Annotated in this window: 12 protein-coding genes, 1 rRNA gene and 1 riboswitch; of the genes, 8 read left to right on the top strand and 5 right to left on the bottom strand. The window is 62.1% G+C overall.

The window, feature by feature from the left end:
- Nucleotides 1–184 precede the first annotated feature (184 nt).
- A 5S ribosomal RNA gene (gene rrf / locus V2B23_RS15485) occupies nucleotides 185–301 on the top strand.
- Between the two features lie 81 nt (nucleotides 302–382).
- On the opposite strand, the gene V2B23_RS15480 is transcribed toward rrf, so the two are convergent.
- A complete protein-coding gene (locus V2B23_RS15480) occupies nucleotides 383–1,771 on the bottom strand; it encodes a PLP-dependent aminotransferase family protein (protein ID WP_430951143.1) in 1,389 nt (462 codons plus the stop codon).
- A 50-nt stretch (nucleotides 1,772–1,821) separates the two neighbouring features.
- Here V2B23_RS15480 and V2B23_RS15475 point away from each other — a divergent pair, with 50 nt between their 5' ends.
- The 5 genes from V2B23_RS15475 to V2B23_RS15455 are packed head-to-tail and all read left to right on the top strand — an operon-like array spanning nucleotide 1,822 to nucleotide 5,490.
- The gene (locus V2B23_RS15475) at nucleotides 1,822–2,277 is read left to right on the top strand and encodes a carboxymuconolactone decarboxylase family protein (protein ID WP_430951142.1); all 456 of its coding nucleotides are present in this window, start codon (nucleotides 1,822–1,824) and stop codon (nucleotides 2,275–2,277) included.
- 27 nt (nucleotides 2,278–2,304) lie between these two features.
- A complete protein-coding gene (locus V2B23_RS15470) occupies nucleotides 2,305–3,102 on the top strand; it encodes an SDR family NAD(P)-dependent oxidoreductase (protein ID WP_430951141.1) in 798 nt (265 codons plus the stop codon).
- Nucleotides 3,103–3,136: 34 nt separating this feature from the next.
- Entirely contained in the window at nucleotides 3,137–3,781 is a 645-nt protein-coding gene (locus tag V2B23_RS15465) for a GntR family transcriptional regulator (protein ID WP_430951140.1), read from the top strand.
- Nucleotides 3,781–5,055, top strand: a complete 1,275-nt coding sequence (locus V2B23_RS15460; protein ID WP_430951139.1) for an MFS transporter — start codon at nucleotides 3,781–3,783, stop codon at nucleotides 5,053–5,055. The genes V2B23_RS15465 and V2B23_RS15460 overlap by 1 nt, the downstream gene beginning before the upstream one ends.
- A 30-nt stretch (nucleotides 5,056–5,085) precedes the next feature.
- Nucleotides 5,086–5,490 carry a DUF4259 domain-containing protein gene (locus V2B23_RS15455; RefSeq protein ID WP_430951138.1) on the top strand — a complete coding sequence of 135 codons (405 nt, stop codon included), beginning with the start codon at nucleotides 5,086–5,088 and terminating at the stop codon, nucleotides 5,488–5,490.
- 9 nt (nucleotides 5,491–5,499) lie between these two features.
- Here the strand turns inward: V2B23_RS15455 and V2B23_RS15450 are convergent, their stop codons facing one another.
- The 3 genes from V2B23_RS15450 to V2B23_RS15440 all read right to left on the bottom strand — a co-directional run bounded on the left by V2B23_RS15450 (nucleotide 5,500) and on the right by V2B23_RS15440 (nucleotide 12,681).
- Nucleotides 5,500–6,831 carry a M1 family metallopeptidase gene (locus V2B23_RS15450; RefSeq protein ID WP_430951137.1) on the bottom strand — a complete coding sequence of 444 codons (1,332 nt, stop codon included), beginning with the start codon at nucleotides 6,829–6,831 and terminating at the stop codon, nucleotides 5,500–5,502.
- Entirely contained in the window at nucleotides 6,816–10,733 is a 3,918-nt protein-coding gene (locus tag V2B23_RS15445; RefSeq protein WP_430951136.1) for a Pls/PosA family non-ribosomal peptide synthetase, read from the bottom strand. The genes V2B23_RS15450 and V2B23_RS15445 overlap by 16 nt, the downstream gene beginning before the upstream one ends.
- A 94-nt stretch (nucleotides 10,734–10,827) precedes the next feature.
- A complete protein-coding gene (locus V2B23_RS15440) occupies nucleotides 10,828–12,681 on the bottom strand; it encodes a BCCT family transporter (RefSeq protein WP_430951135.1) in 1,854 nt (617 codons plus the stop codon).
- Nucleotides 12,682–13,223: 542 nt separating this feature from the next.
- Nucleotides 13,224–13,338, top strand: a riboswitch (SAM riboswitch).
- A gap of 54 nt (nucleotides 13,339–13,392) precedes the next feature.
- On the opposite strand from V2B23_RS15440, the gene V2B23_RS15435 reads away from it, so the two are divergent.
- Both V2B23_RS15435 and V2B23_RS15430 read left to right on the top strand, forming a co-directional pair.
- Nucleotides 13,393–14,715 carry an aminotransferase class V-fold PLP-dependent enzyme gene (locus V2B23_RS15435; protein ID WP_430951134.1) on the top strand — a complete coding sequence of 441 codons (1,323 nt, stop codon included), beginning with the start codon at nucleotides 13,393–13,395 and terminating at the stop codon, nucleotides 14,713–14,715.
- 130 nt (nucleotides 14,716–14,845) lie between these two features.
- Nucleotides 14,846–15,460: a hypothetical protein gene (locus V2B23_RS15430; RefSeq protein ID WP_430951133.1), complete on the top strand. Its 615-nt coding sequence runs from the start codon at nucleotides 14,846–14,848 to the stop codon at nucleotides 15,458–15,460.
- On the opposite strand, the gene V2B23_RS15425 is transcribed toward V2B23_RS15430, so the two are convergent.
- Nucleotides 15,439–16,317 carry a PaaX family transcriptional regulator C-terminal domain-containing protein gene (locus tag V2B23_RS15425; RefSeq protein ID WP_430951132.1) on the bottom strand — a complete coding sequence of 293 codons (879 nt, stop codon included), beginning with the start codon at nucleotides 16,315–16,317 and terminating at the stop codon, nucleotides 15,439–15,441. The two genes, V2B23_RS15430 and V2B23_RS15425, sit on opposite strands and share 22 nt — an antisense overlap.
- Nucleotides 16,318–16,422: the final 105 nt, after the last annotated feature.

Genomic DNA, 16,422 nt, shown 5'->3' with positions numbered 1-16,422 from the left:
TACTAATAGGCCGAGGACTTACCACAAAGAAGCTACGCGTCCACTGTGCGGTATCTGAAACAACACACAGATACCTTTGAGAAAACCTTGTTTTCTCCATCCCCCAACACCGGCAACATCAGGTGTTGACGGGTGGTGAAACCACGGTCATCGAAGGAAAGTTACTGTGACAGTTTCATAGAGTTACGGCGGTCATAGCGAAGGGGAAACGCCCGGTCCCATTCCGAACCCGGAAGCTAAGCCCTTCAGCGCCGATGGTACTGCACTCGACAGGGTGTGGGAGAGTAGGACACCGCCGAACACAACTTGAGAAAGCCCCCAACCTTCACGGTTGGGGGCTTTTTCGTGTCCCCGAAACACCACCGGCACCCGATATCGGACTCTATTGCAGCGCTGATTCCAATGTCTCGCAGAGCATTTCGAGAGTCCGAGGGTACTGGGACGGTGAGGGCGTGCTGTATCCGACAACGATGCCGTCAGAGCTGGCAGACGACGCGTCGGGGTGCCGAAACGTGGACAGCCCTTCAAGGCCGAGGCCGCGTGAATTCGCGGCAGCCATCACGGATTGTTCGCTGCCACGGGGCAATCGAATCACCGCATGAAGTCCCGCGGAGATCCCCTCGACCTGAACTTCGGGTACTCGCGCGGAGAGGATCGCAACTAGTTGATCGCGTCGTCGTCGGTAGGAAACCCGCATCTTCCGAATGTGAGTGTCGAACCGCCCCGACTCGATGAAGTCTGCCAGCGTCAGCTGATCGGTTGAGCTGACCCAACGCTCGTACGGCCCTTTGACCTCGAGCACCGGTTCGATCAATCTGTCCGGCAACACCATCCATCCGATACGAATGGCCGGCGAGAGTGTTTTGCTCGCGGTTCCGAGGTAGGCGACGTGTTGTGGGGCGATCCCCTGTAGCGCGCCGACGGGCTTTCTGTCGTAGCGGAATTCACCGTCGTAGTCGTCTTCCAGTATTACTCCGCCAGTGCTCGACGCCCAATCGATGGCAGTTGCCCGCCGTGCGGGTGTGAGCGGTCCGCCGAGTGGAAACTGGTGTGTCGGTGTCAGTAGTGCGGCTCCGGCGGATGTGGAATCGAGTTCGTCTGTGCACGTGCCTGATTCGTCAACCGAGATCGGAACGGTTCGTATGCCCTCGTCTATCAGTAACTTCCTGTGTAGATGAAGACTGTAAGCATCCACTGCAAACGTTCCTCCTAGGGCGCGGGCTAGAAGCGCGATCCCGTGACCTGAACCGGCGCTGACCACTATTCGATTCGGGTCTACCCGCACTCCTCTGGTTCGGCCCAGGTACCCGGAGAGGGCATTGCGAAGTTCGACGCGACCTCGGGGATCGGTGGCGCCGAACGCGTCGTTGGGGGCTGCGGTCAGGGCGCGTCGAGCAGACGAAATCCAGGCAGCACGCGGAAAGGCCGATACGTCAGGCGATCCGGGCATCAAACTGTGTGCGAAGCGCACTGCCGATGGTGCCCGCGCCGCGTCATTGCGGGAGTCCGCGAGCGAAGCGACCACCGTGCCGGAACCCTGACGTGTTGCGAGCCACCCGGCTGCGGCGAGTTCGGCGTAGCAGTTGGCCACGGTGTTTCGCGCTATGCCGAGGTCGTGTGCAAGAGTGCGCGACGGCGGGAGTCTGGTGCCAGGCGTCAAGACCCCGCCGTCGATCGCGTCACGAAGCGCCTGCAGAAGTGCTGCTTTGACGCCGACGCCTTGCGGCAGCTCTATATGCAGATCGAAACCGAGATTGGCCCACGAATTCACTCGCAAATTGAACCATGATTGAGGGTCATTTCGAGATTATCGTTCTAGGTATGACAACAACAGGGCAACGACTCAACATCGCACAGCTGGCACCCGAGGTTTACAAGGCGATGATCGCGCTGGACAGTGCTGCACGTAAGGGGCTGGATCCCACGCTGGTCGAGTTGGTGCTCACTCGTGCATCGCAGTTGAACCATTGTGCGTGGTGCTTGGACATGCACACACGTGATGCGCGCAAAGCCGGCGTGACGGAGCAGAAGCTCTATCTTCTGAACGCGTGGGAAGAAGCCCGAGATCTGTACTCCGACAAGGAGCGCGCAGCTCTCGCCTTGACGGAGGCCGTCACAGTCCTCACCGACGGGTTTGTCCCCGACGCCGTATACAACGAAGCCTCCGAGCACTTCGCAGATGCAGAGTTGGCTCAGCTGATCAGTGTCATCTTCACGATCAATGCATGGAACCGCATTGCCGTCACCTCGCGTATGGCGCCGCCTGTCCGGGACTGATTCCCGTCGTGTGGATAGTGTCGCGGCATGGATCTTCGACTTTCGGGAAAATGCGCAATTGTTGCTGGTGGTAGCAAGGGGATCGGGCTCGCGATCGCCAGAGGTTTGGCCGAGGAAGGCGTCGATCTCGCGATTCTTGCTCGAACAGAACAGTCGGTGGCCGACACTGCCCGAGAGCTGGCGTCGGAGTTCGGGATTCGAGCAATCGGTGTTGCCGCCGATACGAGAGACGACGACGCAGTTCAGGCTGCGGTACGCGAGGTTGTGGCGACGTTTGGTGGCGTCGACATCCTGGTGAACTCTGCGGCTACCCCGTGGAGTGCTGGTAGGCCGACGGATTTCTGGTCGACAACCGATGATGTGGTGCGGGGCGAAGTCGAGGTGAAGGTTCTCGGCTATCTCCGTACGGCCCGGGCAGTTGCCCCGCACATGGTGGCGCAGGGCTGGGGCAGGATCATCAACATCAGTGGCCTGGGCGCGCGTACCGCCACCTCGATTGCGCATACGGTGCGCAACGTCAGTGTCTCTGCGCTGACGAAGAACCTGGCCGACGAGTTGGGCCCGAGCGGAATCAATGTGACGGTGGTTCATCCCGGGGTGACTCGGACCGAACGGTTGACGACTCGGATCGAAGACGAGATGAATCTGACGGGGCGTTCGCTGGCCGAGGTGGAAGCCGGGATTGCTACCAATTCGATTCGCAAGATCGTCGACGCCGCCGAGGTGGCCGACGTAGTGACGTTCCTGGCGTCGCCGCGCAGTGTCGCGATCACGGGTGACGCGGTTGCTGTCGGCGGCGGTATTCCGGGGCCGGTGTACTACTGACCTGCAGGGAAGAGTATAAATACATCTTGTGTCTATGTTGCATTCCACGGCGGAGTCGGTATTCCGCGAAGTGAAGGAACTCATCCTGTCCGGGGAGTTACCCGGTGGTGAGCTCATCAGTGAGGGCGAGATCGCCAGTCGAATGGAGTGCAGTCGTACTCCCGTGCGCGAGGCGTTTCTCCGTCTCGAAGCCGAGGGCTGGATGCGTCTGTACCCGAAGAAGGGTGCATTGATCGTCCCCGTGGCGGACGGCGAGGCCGAGCACGTGGTCGCGGCGCGGCAACTGGTGGAGACGCAGAGTGTTCGTGTTGTGGCTGACCGACCGCAGGCTCGCAGCGGATTGATCGCAGCTTTGCGGGCAAGCATGACCGAGCAGCGTGACATTGCGGATCGTGGCGACGTCGCAGCATTCAGTGCCGCCGATGCAGATTTCCACAAGATGATTGTTGCTGCTGGTGGTAATCCACTGCTCGACACCTTCTACGCCGGTCTGCGTGATCGACAGCGGCGCATGACGGCACGATCCATCTCGCTCGACCCTGGCAAATTCCCCCGGATTCTCGAAGACCACACCGAACTGGTCAGCCTTGTCGAGGCCGGCGACGCCGATGCGTACAACGACGCGGTACTCGCTCATATGCGCAGAGTCCACGGTCTCGGACTGCAGGGAGGTCTGTGATGAGCGTCGAGACTCTGTTGTCGAACACGTCCACGGAGAGCCGTTCTGCCCGGACCTGGCTCATGGTTGCGGCCAGTATGTTCGCAGTTGCCTGGGGCGGCAACGAATTCACACCGCTGTTGGTGATGTACCGGACCGAACACGGCTATTCGCCCGTTATGGTCGACTTCTTCCTCTTTGCCTACGTGGTGGGCATTGTTCCTGCACTCTTGCTCGGTGGCCCGCTGTCCGATCGGCTGGGTCGACGCCCGATCATGCTCCCGGCCCCGTTCATCGCGATCGCCGGCTCGACACTGCTGGCATTCGGGGCAGACTCCGCAGCAGTTCTGATTGTGGGACGCATCCTCTGCGGCATTGCGCTGGGAATCGGCATGGCCGTCGGCGGTTCGTGGGTGAAGGAATTGTCCGCGGCTCCTTGGGATCCGGATGCCACCGAAGGTGCGGGTGCCAGACGCGCCGCGATGAGTTTGACCGCCGGGTTTGCGTTGGGCGCGGGCTTCGCCGGCGTGTTGGCGCAATGGGCACCACTGCCGAGTGCGTTGGCTTACATTCTGCATATCCTGATCACTGTGCTTGCGGGCGTTGCCTTGTGGCGAGCACCTGAGACTCGAGGCGCGCAACCGAAGAACGGGCGTCGACGGTTGATCGACGACCTGAAGATCCCGTCGGCCGGCCATCGTAGATTCCTGTACGTCGTTGTTCCGTTGGCGCCGTGGGTGTTCGGAGCAGCAAGTGTCGGCTACGCGGTCATCCCCGCGCTGATGACGGGCCACAGTGGCAACGCGCCGGTCGCCTTCTCTGCATTCCTCTGTGTTGTTGCCTTGGCCTGCGGATTTGCGATCCAGTCCCTCGGACGCAAGATCGACACGAACAGCAGTGCGCGCGGTGCCGTCGTAGCGCTGGTGTTCCTGGTTATCGGAATGGCTGCAGCGGCTGTGGTGGCGTCGACGCTGACAGTTGCCGCCGCGATTGTTGCGGCTGCGATCCTGGGCTGCGGGTACGGAATGGCTCTGGTGTCCGGCCTGCTCGAGATCCAGCGCATCGCCGGGCCGGATGACCTCGCCGGCCTGACCGCGGTGTTCTATTCGATCACCTACATCGGGTTTGCGGTTCCGGCGGTCTTGGCGATGCTGTCGGAAAGTATTCCGGCGCTGACCTATACGGTGACCCTGTTGTTCGGCTCGGCGGCTGCTGCTGCCTGCCTCGTACTCGTACTGTTCAAATCCCGGTCACATCTCCCGGCGGATGAGTCGGCTATCGTCAAGGCGGGCTGAGCCCAGCCCACGAATCAGGAGGAATGCTCAATGGGGACTTGGGGTTCGGGACCGTTCGAGAACGACGCGGCCGGCGATTTGCTTGTGGCGGTTCGGGCGGGTGACTTCGACATCACCGATTTCACCAGCCATGTCGACGACGAGTACGTCGAGGTGGACGATTCGCAGGCGGCACTCGCGGTGGCGGAGATTGTTGCAGTGGCGCACGGACTTCTACCGGCCCCGCCGCAACTCGAAGGTATCGATGCCGTTGCCTACACCGAGTCCTTGACCCCGGAGCAGCGGGAGTGGATTCTCACGACACTCGAACGCACAATTGCCGACCCCGAAACTTCCGAACTCTACGAGTTGTGGGCCGAGAACGGTCCGGAGGAAGTCGAGGAATGGCGAGCGCCGATCCTGAAAAGGTTGGAGAGCCTCAAAGCTCTGAGCTGAGTCGGACCGTCACCTTCGGGGCGGTAGCTCTTTGCTGTTCAGCCATGCGTCCCACAGCGGCCGAAGCGGGAGGTCGGTGAATCGTGATGCCAGATCGGTGAACTGCTCGGTGCTGACAGTGCTGTGACGGTGTTTGGTGGTCCACTGACGGAGGAGTTCGAAGAACTTGTCGTCTCCGAGGACCCCGCGCAAAGCGTGCAGGGTGAGAGCGCCTCGTTTGTAGATTCGATCGTCGAACATCAGGGCCGGCCCGGGATTGCCGAGGACGAGATCCTGAGGTTTGCGCATCAGTCCTTGGTAGGCGTTGGCCGCAAGGGTTTCGGACGACGGCCCGCCGGAGTTCTCGGACCAGATCCACTCCGCGTAACAGGCAAAACCTTCGTGCAGCCAGATGTCGCACCACGCCCCGATCGTGAGGCTGTTGCCGAACCACTGGTGTGCCAACTCGTGTGCGACAAGGCGTTCGGATCCGCGTCGGCCGGTGCAGTGATTGGCGCCGAAAATCGAGAGCCCCTGTGCTTCGATAGGAATCTCGAGTTCGTCGTCGGTGACCACGGCGGTGTAGTCGGCAAAGGGGTACGGGCCGAACAGTTTTCCGAAGACGTCGAGCATCTGCGGCTGGCGTGAGAAGTCGACGTCGAACTCGTTGTGCAGTCGGGGTGGATGAACCGCGAAGATCGGGACCCGGCCGGAGCTGACCTGCCGATGCTCGTACTGCCCGATCTGAATGGTCGCCAGGTAGGTGGCCATTGGCTCGGTCTGCTCGTACACCCAAGTGGTTGCGCTGGCGCGGGTTTGCTTGCGCACCAACGCGCCGTTGGCGAGTGCGTAGAACGGTGAATCGGTGGTGATCGAAATACGGTACGACGCTTTGGAACTGGGATGGTCGTCGCACGGGAACCACGACGCGGCCCCGTTGGGCTGGCTGGCGACGAGGGTTCCTTCGGTGAGTTCTTCCCAGCCGACTTCGCCCCAGAGACCTTTGATGGGTTCGGGGTTTCCGGTGTACTGAACGGTGACCGAGAGTGCTCCGCCGGCGGGGATCTTGGTGCCTGGCGTGATGATCAGCTTGTTGTTCTGGCGGGAGTACTTGGCGCCGCGGGCGCCGTTGACCGACACCTTGGACACCTGCAGGTTCTGAGCAAGATCGAAGCTGAACTTTGATCGGTTCTCGGTGGTGACGGCGGTGATGACGGCTTTGCCGGCCAGCCGGTTACTGAAAACCTTGTAGGTCAGTTCCAATTCGTATCGGGATACGCGATAGCCACGGTTGCCGTTCTGCGGCAGGTACGGATCGATCGGCTCTTCGAGCATCTTGTTCGGCTTCACGAAGCCGCCCATGGGGCAATGGGGTTGCCCTGCCACCGGGTCGACGGCGGAACTGTGTCACCGCGCATGACCAATGATGCAGGTCCGACGGTTGCGCCTGCGCCGATTCCGGCTGCGGGTAGCGCGACACAGTGTGGTCCCAGCGTTGCTCCTGCTCCCAAGGTGACGGTGTCCATGGCCATAATCCGATCATGGAAGAGGTGAGTTTGCACGACGCACCCCCGTTCGACGGTTGCCCCGTCACCCAAAGTCACGAGATCTGCTTCGGGTAGCCAGTACGACTCGCACCAAACCCCTTTGCCGATTTTGGCGCCGAGTCCGCGCAAGAAGATGTTCAGTACGGCAGTGCCAGTTGCTGCTCGAGCAAACCAGGGCGCCGCGACGGTCTCGACAAAGGCGTCGGCAACCTCGTTGCGCCAGACGAAGGAACTCCAGAGCGGATGCTCCACCTTCTTGATCTTGCCGACGACAAGCCACTTGGCCGCGACGGTGATCGCCCCGGCAACTGCGCCCGCGATCAGCAAGACGACGCCGCTCAGCAGAGCGGCGAACCAGAATCCGACGGCGCCTACGAGGGCTTCGAGTGCAAACAGCACGCCGAGACCGATGCCGAAGGTGACCATGACGGGGATGAGTCGGCAGGTTTCCACGACGCCGCGGGCGATCTTGAGACGGGTCGGGGGATTGAAGGTGCGGGCCGCGTCGGTGTCGCCGACTGCACGACGCAGACGCACGGGCGGGCTACCGAGCCACGAGGATCCGGACTTCGCCTTCGACGGCGTCGCGGACAACACGGCAACAAGTCCGTTCTTGGGGACGCGTCGGCCGGGAGCGGTCATCCCGGAGTTGCCGAGGAATGCGCGCTTGCCGATCTTGGCGTGCTCGATGTGCATCCAGCCGCCGCCGAGTCCGTAGCTGGCGACCATGGTGTCGTCGGCGAGGAACGCGCCGTCCGCGACTGTCGTGAACTTCGGAAGAAGCAGGACGGTGGACGCTTCGACGTTCTTGCCGATCTTGGCACCGAGGAGGCGCAACCAGCCGGGCGTGAGCAGGCTGGCGTACAGCGGGAAGAGGAAAGTGCGGGCGGAGTCGAGCAGACGCTCGGTGGCCCAGACCTGCCAGCCGATCCGGCTCCGGACGGGGTGGTATCCCTCGGTCAATCCGATCGACAACAGGCGCACGGAGACAAGAGTGATCGTGGCGAAGACCAGCAGACTCAGAATTGTCGCGAAGGGAAGCATGATGAGCGACTGGGCAATGGCGCTACCGAGGGTTTCGGTGTTGCGAATCCACCAACCGATCAACACGATTCCGGCCACCAGTGCAAAGATCGGCACACCGGCCAGGAAGACAGACGTGACGCCGTACACCGGAACCCACCCGGGGGCACGCTTCGGATGTTCCGACGGCCAAGGATGATTCGCTTTGCCGATCTTGGTAGCGGGCGAACCTGCCCACTGCTGGTTGGCTTTCACCCGGCCGAACACAGCCGATCCGGGTTCGACGACGGCGCCGCGTCCGACGCGTGCGCCGGGCAGAAGTGTGGAGCGTGAACCGACAGAAGCGCCGGCCCCGATCTTGATCTCACCGATGTGGATGAGATCGCCGTCGATCCAGTGACCGGACAGGTCGACTTCGGGTTCGACGGAGCACCCGTCGCCGAGTTCGAGCATGCCGGTGACGGGCGGCAACGTGTGCAGGTCGACGCCGTGGCCGATGTCGGCTCCGAGCGCCCGCGCGTAGTACAGCATCCACGGTGCGCCCGAAAGATTTGCTGCGCCACTGGCTTCGGTGAGTCGTTGGGCGATCCACAGCCGCATGTGTTCGCTGCCGCCGCGCGGGTAGGTTCCCGGCTGTAGATTGCGCAGCAGCGCGCGGGTGCCGATCACCGCGATCGTCATACGGCCGATCGGCGTGATGAAGACGAGGAACGCCAACAGAATCCACCACCACGAGACCGTCGGCGCCCAGCTGACGTCGACGAACCACGCGAGGACGTTGTTGGCGATCGCGAGCCACGTGACCCACTGGAGTCCGGCCAGGGTCGTGATCGGAACCGTTGCCGCGACCTGCGCCAGTTGGGTTTTCAGTGGCGTCGGTGTGACGATGCGGGGTTCGACGGTTTCGGTGGGGGCCAATTCGTCGAGGTATTCGGCCAGGGACCCCAACCGTGGATGATCGTAGAGTTGGGCGACGGTGACCTCGGGGAATCGTTCGCGTAGTGCCGTCACGAGCTGCGCTGCGGAGAGTGATCCGCCGCCCACTTCGAAGAAATCGTTGTCGAGGCCGGTGATCTGGGCGCCGAGAATCGAACCCCACAGTCCGGCTACCCAGGCTGCGGTTCCGTCCAGTCCTAGTGCGGCTCCGGCATCTTCGCCGGCACCGGGCAGTGGCCAGGGAAGAGCGTTGCGGTCGACCTTGCCGGAGGTACGCGTCGGGAGTTCGTCCATCAATGCCAGACGCGGAACGAGCGCTGCCGGCAATTGTTCGCTGAGCGTGGCGTGTGCCGCCTTGAGGTCGAAATCGGGGTCGGTGCTCGCGATGTATCCCACGAGGAGTTGGTTTCCGGCCGCGGTTTTCTTGACCGCGGCTGCAGCACCACTGACACCGGGAAGGTTCTGCAGCGCGTTGTCGACTTCGCCGAGTTCGATGCGTCGGCCGCCGAGCTTGACCTGATCGTCGGCTCGGCCCTGGAACATGAGTCCCTCGAGTTCGAGTCGGACGAGGTCGCCACTGCGGTACGCACGCTCCCAGCCGAGCGAGGGCATCGACGCGTACTTCTCGGCGTCTTTAGCCGGGTCGAGATAACGGGCGAGGCCGACGCCACCGATCACCAGTTCGCCCACCTCCCCGACTGCGACGGGGTTGTTCTGAGCGTCGACGACTGCAAGGTCCCAGCCGTCGAGAGGGAGTCCGATGCTGACGGGACTCTTGCCGTCCATCAACGCACCGCACGCGACAACCGTCGCTTCGGTGGGTCCGTACGTGTTCCACACTTCGCGGCCTTCGACTGCCAGGCGTTCGGCCAACTCGGGCGGGCAGGCTTCGCCGCCGAAGATCAGAAGGCGGACAGCTTCGAGAGCCTCGGCCGGCCACAGCGACGCCAGTGTCGGAACGGTGGAGACGATGCTGACGTCGCGGGAGACCAGCCACGGCCCGAGGTCCATGCCGCTGCGCACGAGTGATCGCGGTGCGGGAACCAAACATGCGCCATGACGCCACGCGAGCCACATTTCCTCACACGACGCGTCGAAGGCGACGGACAGTCCCGCGAGAACACGGTCACCGGGCCCGATCGGCTCGTCCTGAAGGAACATGCGGGCCTCGGCGTCGACAAACGCCGCGGCATTGAGGTGGGTGACGGCGACGCCCTTGGGTGTTCCGGTGGATCCGGAGGTGAAGATGATCCAGGCGTCGTCTTCTGGCAGGGGATCGCGGACGGGTGGGTGCTGCAGCCGTTTCGGTGCGGTGCCAGGCCCGATGCCGTCGCCGGTGATGATCGCGGCTACCTGAGCTTCACCGAAAACGAGTTCGGCGCGTTCTTCCGGATCATCGGCGTCTACGGGTACGTAGGCGGCACCGGCCGCGAGGATTGACAGGATTGCCACGTACAGCGAACGCGAACCGGACGGCATCCGGATGCCGACGCGATCACCCGCGCCGACTCCGGCGTCGGCGAGCCAGCGCGCGCCCTGTTCGATTTCGCCCAGCAGTTCCGCGTACGACAGCGTCGTGTCACCGTCGTCGATGGCAGGTGCTTCGGGGTTTGCCTGCGCGGATGCCCGCACGATGTCGATGAGGGTGCGCGGCGCAGGTGCCTGCGTCGAACGGAGGAATACGGACGGAATCCCCAAAGACGATTCCGTTTCCGCGTGCGGCTGGAGTGGCAAACCCGTTGATCCTGTTCTGCTCATGAATCTCAGTCGTGCGACCTGTCGAGTTGTTATCTCATGACAAGTTTGCGAGTTGGTGAACAGTTCTGCCTAATGCAACATGCCGACGCAACGGTTATTCCGAGTTCGTGACGCTCTGCAGGTGTCCCTCGGCCGAATCGGCGAACTCCGGAGTGTCGAATACTTCGCCGCCCAACGGGTCGACGGCCCGAGAATCTGTGGAGATGTCGACGACGCCGGTATCCGGGTTGATGTTGACCGCGTGCTGCGGGACTTCGTGGACTGCGACGAACATGTGGGTATCACTCGGATCAGTGGTGATGCCTGATTGCGACGGCGTCAGCCCGGCGAAGCTCGACGAGATGTTCAGGTCGCGCAATCGTTTGGTCGCCGGTTGTGGCACGTCGACCGAGCTGTTCGTAGTCGAGATCCGCAAGTACCGGGGAGCCGCGGCAACCTCGTATCGGAACGCTTTGAGCATCGACAGGCACGCCAGCACCATGATGATCGAGAACGGAACGGCCGTCGCGATAGCCACGGTTTGCAGGGCGGTCAGTGATCCGCTGCCACCGACCAGGAGCAGAACAGCCGCGGCGGCGCCGGACAGGAAAGTCCAGTAGACCCGGGTGATCTTGGATGTCTCCAGATTGCCGCCCGTCGCGAGAATGTCGATGACGATCGAACCCGAGTCGGCCGACGTCACGAAGAAGAACACGATGACAACGATCGCGAGAACACTCGAGATCGTTCCGAGCGGAAGACCGTCGAGAAGCGTGAACAGCGACGTGTTGGTGTCGACGGCGCCGGACCCGTCGAGCATGGTGCCCTCGTTGCGCTGACGCAGAATGCCGGAGTTACCGAAGATCGTGAACCACAACGAACCGACCAGCGTCGGGGCCAGCAGCACACCGAAGACGAATTCGCGGATGGTGCGACCACGTGAGATGCGTGCGATGAACATGCCGACAAACGGTGCCCAGCTCATCCACCAACCCCAGTAGAAGATGGTCCATGTGCCCTGCCAGCCGTCTTCCGCAAACGGGGAGGTGCGCAGCATCAGTTCCGGAAGGGCCTGAACGTAGCCGCCGAGGTTCTGTACCCAGGACTGCAGCAGGAACAACGTGGGGCCGAGGATCAGGACGAACAGGGCCAGCGCTGCAGCGAGCATCATGTTGATGTTGGAGAGCCACTTCAGGCCCTTGGTGACACCGGAGACCACGGAGAAGGTGGCCATACCCGTCACGATGACGATGATGGCGATGACCAGCCAGTTGTCGGTTTCCACCCAGCCGAGGTAGTCGAGGCCGGCGGTAATCTGCTGAACACCGAATCCGAGCGAGGTGGCGACGCCGAACAGGGTGCCGACGATCGCGACGACGTCGATGGCGTGCCCGATCTTGCCCTCGATGCGGGCGCGTCCGAGTAGGGGTTCGAGGAGCCAGCGGATCGAGAGCGGGCGACCCTTGCGGTAGGTCATGTACGCCAGTCCGAGACCGACAACAACGTAGATGGCCCACGCGTGCAGGCCCCAATGGAACATCGTCAGTTCCATGGCCTGATTTGCGGCCGCGTCGGTGGATCCTGCTACCCGGCCCGCGACCGGCGGGTCCACGTAGTGCGAAAGTGGTTCTGCCACTCCGTAAAACACCAGACCGATGCCCATGCCAGCACTGAACAGCATGGCAAACCACGACATCATGCCGAACTCGGGTTGTTCGTCGTCGCGGCCGAGCCTGATGTTGCCGATCCGGCTGATCGCGCAGTAGAGCGCAAAGACCACAAATCCGGTGGCGGACAGGATGTACCACCAGCCGACACCATCGGTGATGGCGTTGTTGAGGCTCTGGAAGGCGTCGGACGCAGTCCCGGAGTAGATCACGGCAAAGGCGATCAGCCCGAAGATCACTATCGATGCCGGGACGAATACGGGTTTCCGTAGTCCCTTCCACGCGTTTTTGACCGCAGTCATCTCGCTCCTTCACACAGTTCAGCGTGCCTATCGCACTCCGGCGACATCGTCGACGCGTTCAGCCCTCGTATGGCGGCCACAGGTCGCGTAGGTGGGCATGTGCTCGCACCATCGCAGTAAAGACCGGGCTATCGCTTTGCAATTCAACGTAGCTGCGCAGTTCTGTCGACTCAAATGAATGAAAGGTGGTGCAGTGTTGACGAATATGCCGGCTCTATTCGGCTATTCACCTGTATTTTGTTGCTGTTAAATGATTTTCGCAATCTCAGGTTCGAAATTTGTTCGAATCTCTCTGGAATTCAAGGAACGAAGGATCTTCGTGAGCTTCGGAACGAATCGAATTTGTCAAACTCGGCGAATGATTTTGTAGGTCACCGCTTATGGCCCGCGGATGCCGCTCTCGACGATAGCGGTGCCACGGAAGTCGAAACGTTGCCGTGATGGTGGTCACCACGAGGAGACGTCGGGCGATTTGTCGGTATCGAGAGCGCGCTCCGCGCTGGGGTTGACAAGCCGGTGGAGTCCTGTCATTCTCGTTTGCAGGTCACGAGTACCAGTGTTCAGCCCCGGCTTGCTGGTCGGCAACCCTCCTCCGCGGTGGGGTGCTCCGGGTGACGACCCGGCTGTATCCGAAAACGGATTCGGCAAGCGCGGACTCTTCCGGGGACATCACCCGAACGAATGAGTCCTTGAACGTGAGGATTGTCTTCGATGACTGCTGTTCTGAGTGCCGATACCTGCACCGCTCCCATCGCCAAGGTTTCCGGCGCCGACCTGCAGGTTCCCCTCGTCCAGGGTGGCGAGTGTTCCTATGCGAACTTCGACTACGCAGCGAGCGCGCCGGCGTTGGCCCAGGTCACCGACCGCATTGCGGAACTGCTTCCCACGTACGCCAGCGTCCACCGTGGTGCCGGATACGCCTCGCGGATCTCCACACTCACCTACGAGAACGCTCGCGAATCGGTTGCCCGCTTCGTGAACTGCGCCGACGATCAGGTTGTCGTCTTCACCCGCAACACGACGGACTCGCTCAATCTTCTCGCTCAGTCCGTGCCCGGCAGCACTGTCGTTCTCGACGTCGAGCATCACGCAAACCTGTTGCCCTGGAACGATGCTCGCATCGTCACGGCCGCTGATACCGTCGAAGAAACCATCGAGCGCCTGATCGCAGAACTGTGCACCAAGCCCGCCGCACTCCTCGCCATCACGGGAGCGTCCAACGTGACCGGCGAGATCCTGCCGATCGCACGCCTCGCGGACATTGCACATCGTTGTGGTGCACGCATCCTCGTCGACGCTGCGCAGTTGGCTCCCCACCGTCGTATCGACCTGCAGGACTGCGGAGTCGACTACCTCGCATTCTCCGGACACAAGCTGTACGCACCGTTCGGTGCCGGCGTCCTCGTCGGTCGCCGCGACTGGCTCGACGAGGCCAAGCCGTACCTCGCCGGTGGTGGCGCTGTCCGTGAGGTGACGCTGGAATCCACCGAGTGGGCCTGCGCTCCCGCCCGTCACGAGGCCGGTTCGCCCAACGTCCTCGGTGCTGCTGCAATCGCCGCTGCCTGCGACGCCCTGACCGCTCTCGACTTCGATGCCATCTCGGAGCACGAGAAGGCGCTCACCGCTCAGCTGACCGACGGACTGGCCGCCGTCGCCGGCGTCAACTTGCTCCGGTTGTGGGCCGATGCTCCCGACGCCGTCGGAATCGTCACCTTCACCGTCGACGGCTACGAAGCCGGCGAGGTTGCCGCATTCCTCTCGGCAGAACATGGCATCGGCGTCCGCGACGGACGCTTCTGCGCACACCCGTTGCTCTCACGTCTCGGCCTGTCCGGCGGTGCCGTTCGCGCCAGCCTCGGATTGGGCAGCAGCTCCGACGACGTCACCCGCCTGATCAACGCCGTGAGCATCCTGGTTTCGAATCAGCGTGATTGGAACTACGAAAAGACCGCCGGTGCATGGAATCCTGTGCCCGAGACCCGCACTTTCCTTGGTGGCACCGCCGGCGACGCCGGCGCAGCCGAATGCGTCTGAGCTCACATCCGGATGCAGTGATTGAAATAGGCAACTAACATGGCAGACATGACAACTGCGGCGTTTGGAATGTGTACGAGCTGACGATCGTCTCGCGCTCACCCCTCCCTCCATACTTTCGGAGATACACATGTCTTCTATCGCATCTCATTCCCTGCACGTAGCTGTTGAACTGACCGGATTCGGCCACCATCCCGCTGCCGAAGGAGCTCCCGGCAACCTGCCGCTCATCGGCGCGGATTACTGGGTCGATCTCACCGAAGGTGACACCCTTCTCGATCTGACGGCCTTCCCCGTCAATGTCATTCGGATCCGTGCCACCGACCTGCGCGACGCCCAAGCTCAGCGCGCCCAGATTCGTGCGGCGATTGCCGAGGACGGCCGTGATCCTGACTCTGTTGCCGTGTTGGTCGATCTCGAAATCCTGATCGCTCCGGAAGCGCGGGCTGCGCGTAAAGAGTTGGCGCAGTTGGACAGTGCGCTGAACGTCCCGCGTATCCCGGCGTCGCTGCACTACGTAGGAACACCGTCCGGTCTCGGCAGTTTGATCGCCGATATTCGGGCTGCCGACGTTGCAGACGGTGTGACGTTGCTTCCGTTGTCGTTGCCTCGCACTCTCGAACATCTTGTCGGCGAAACCATTCCGTGGCTGCAGTCGCGGGGATTGGTGACTCCGGCCACAGCTGTCGACGAGGTTCTCGGGCGCTTCGGATTGCCGCAGCGTCAGCGCACGCTCGCGTCCTGATCGCCGATTGCATCTGCGTAGAGGTGGAATAGCGACGGCAGTTGGTCGGCGCCATCCACCTGTGCCAGAAGCGCCCAGCACTGCGCAGTGATCGACCGCGCCCGCTTGCCAATCCAGTTGGTGGGCAGTAATTCCGGTGGTAGGAGCGGATCGGGTTCCATCGCTCGCGTGAATTCCGCCGCGAGTTCGATTGTCATCGTTACGGCGTCAGTGGCAGTGAAGGCTGAAGTGTGCCGCAGTTTGTGCAGGCGCGCGGTCGCCACGTTCAGTAGCTGATCGTATCCGGCTGCGATCTCGTCCAGTGGCCACAGTTGTGCGGCAATCTTCGAGGGGTCTGCGAGGGTGCCCACTTTCAGATCGCGAGTAGTCAGCGAAGACAGATATTGTTCGACGTCGAGTTGGGCGGCGGCATCGAGAACATAGGGTTCCCACGCGTGTGGCGAGACGTACAGGCCGCCCTGCACGAGGGCCCCGCCGAGATAGGTCACCCTGGTGCGCAGTGCATCTCGCGCTTTCCGTGACGACTCCGGAATTGCGAATCCCACCACATGCCAGCGCCCGTCCCATGGCGTCGTGGTGCCTCGATCTTGTTGATAGGCGAGTCGAACGAATTCGACGTCGGGGCCCATCTCCCGCACAGTCTTCGCGGTTGCTCGCAGCGTGGCTTGTCGTCCGCGCCCATCTTGCGTGAACTTTCCCTCGGCGACCAACCGCTTGATGCACAGTCGGATCTGCTGGTCCGTCATGTCGAGGGCGTCGGCGGTGGCATAAAGAGTGGGCCCGTCGACGGTTCCGTCCGCACGCAGAAGTCCTTCGATCAGAATCCGCGTGGGTACATCGACATGCGTGTCGGTCATCGCTCGGCCCCTTCATTCCTTCTCTGCATCTTCGCCCATCACTGTACTATCAAACACAAAACGGTCGTTTGAATTTCGTACGTTAGGGCGAGAAGATGGCAATGC

Origin of the sequence: Rhodococcus sp. 24CO (genome assembly GCF_050586165.1) — a bacterium.
Lineage (GTDB): Bacteria > Actinomycetota > Actinomycetes > Mycobacteriales > Mycobacteriaceae > Rhodococcus_F.
This window is presented reverse-complemented; position numbering and strand designations above follow the sequence as displayed.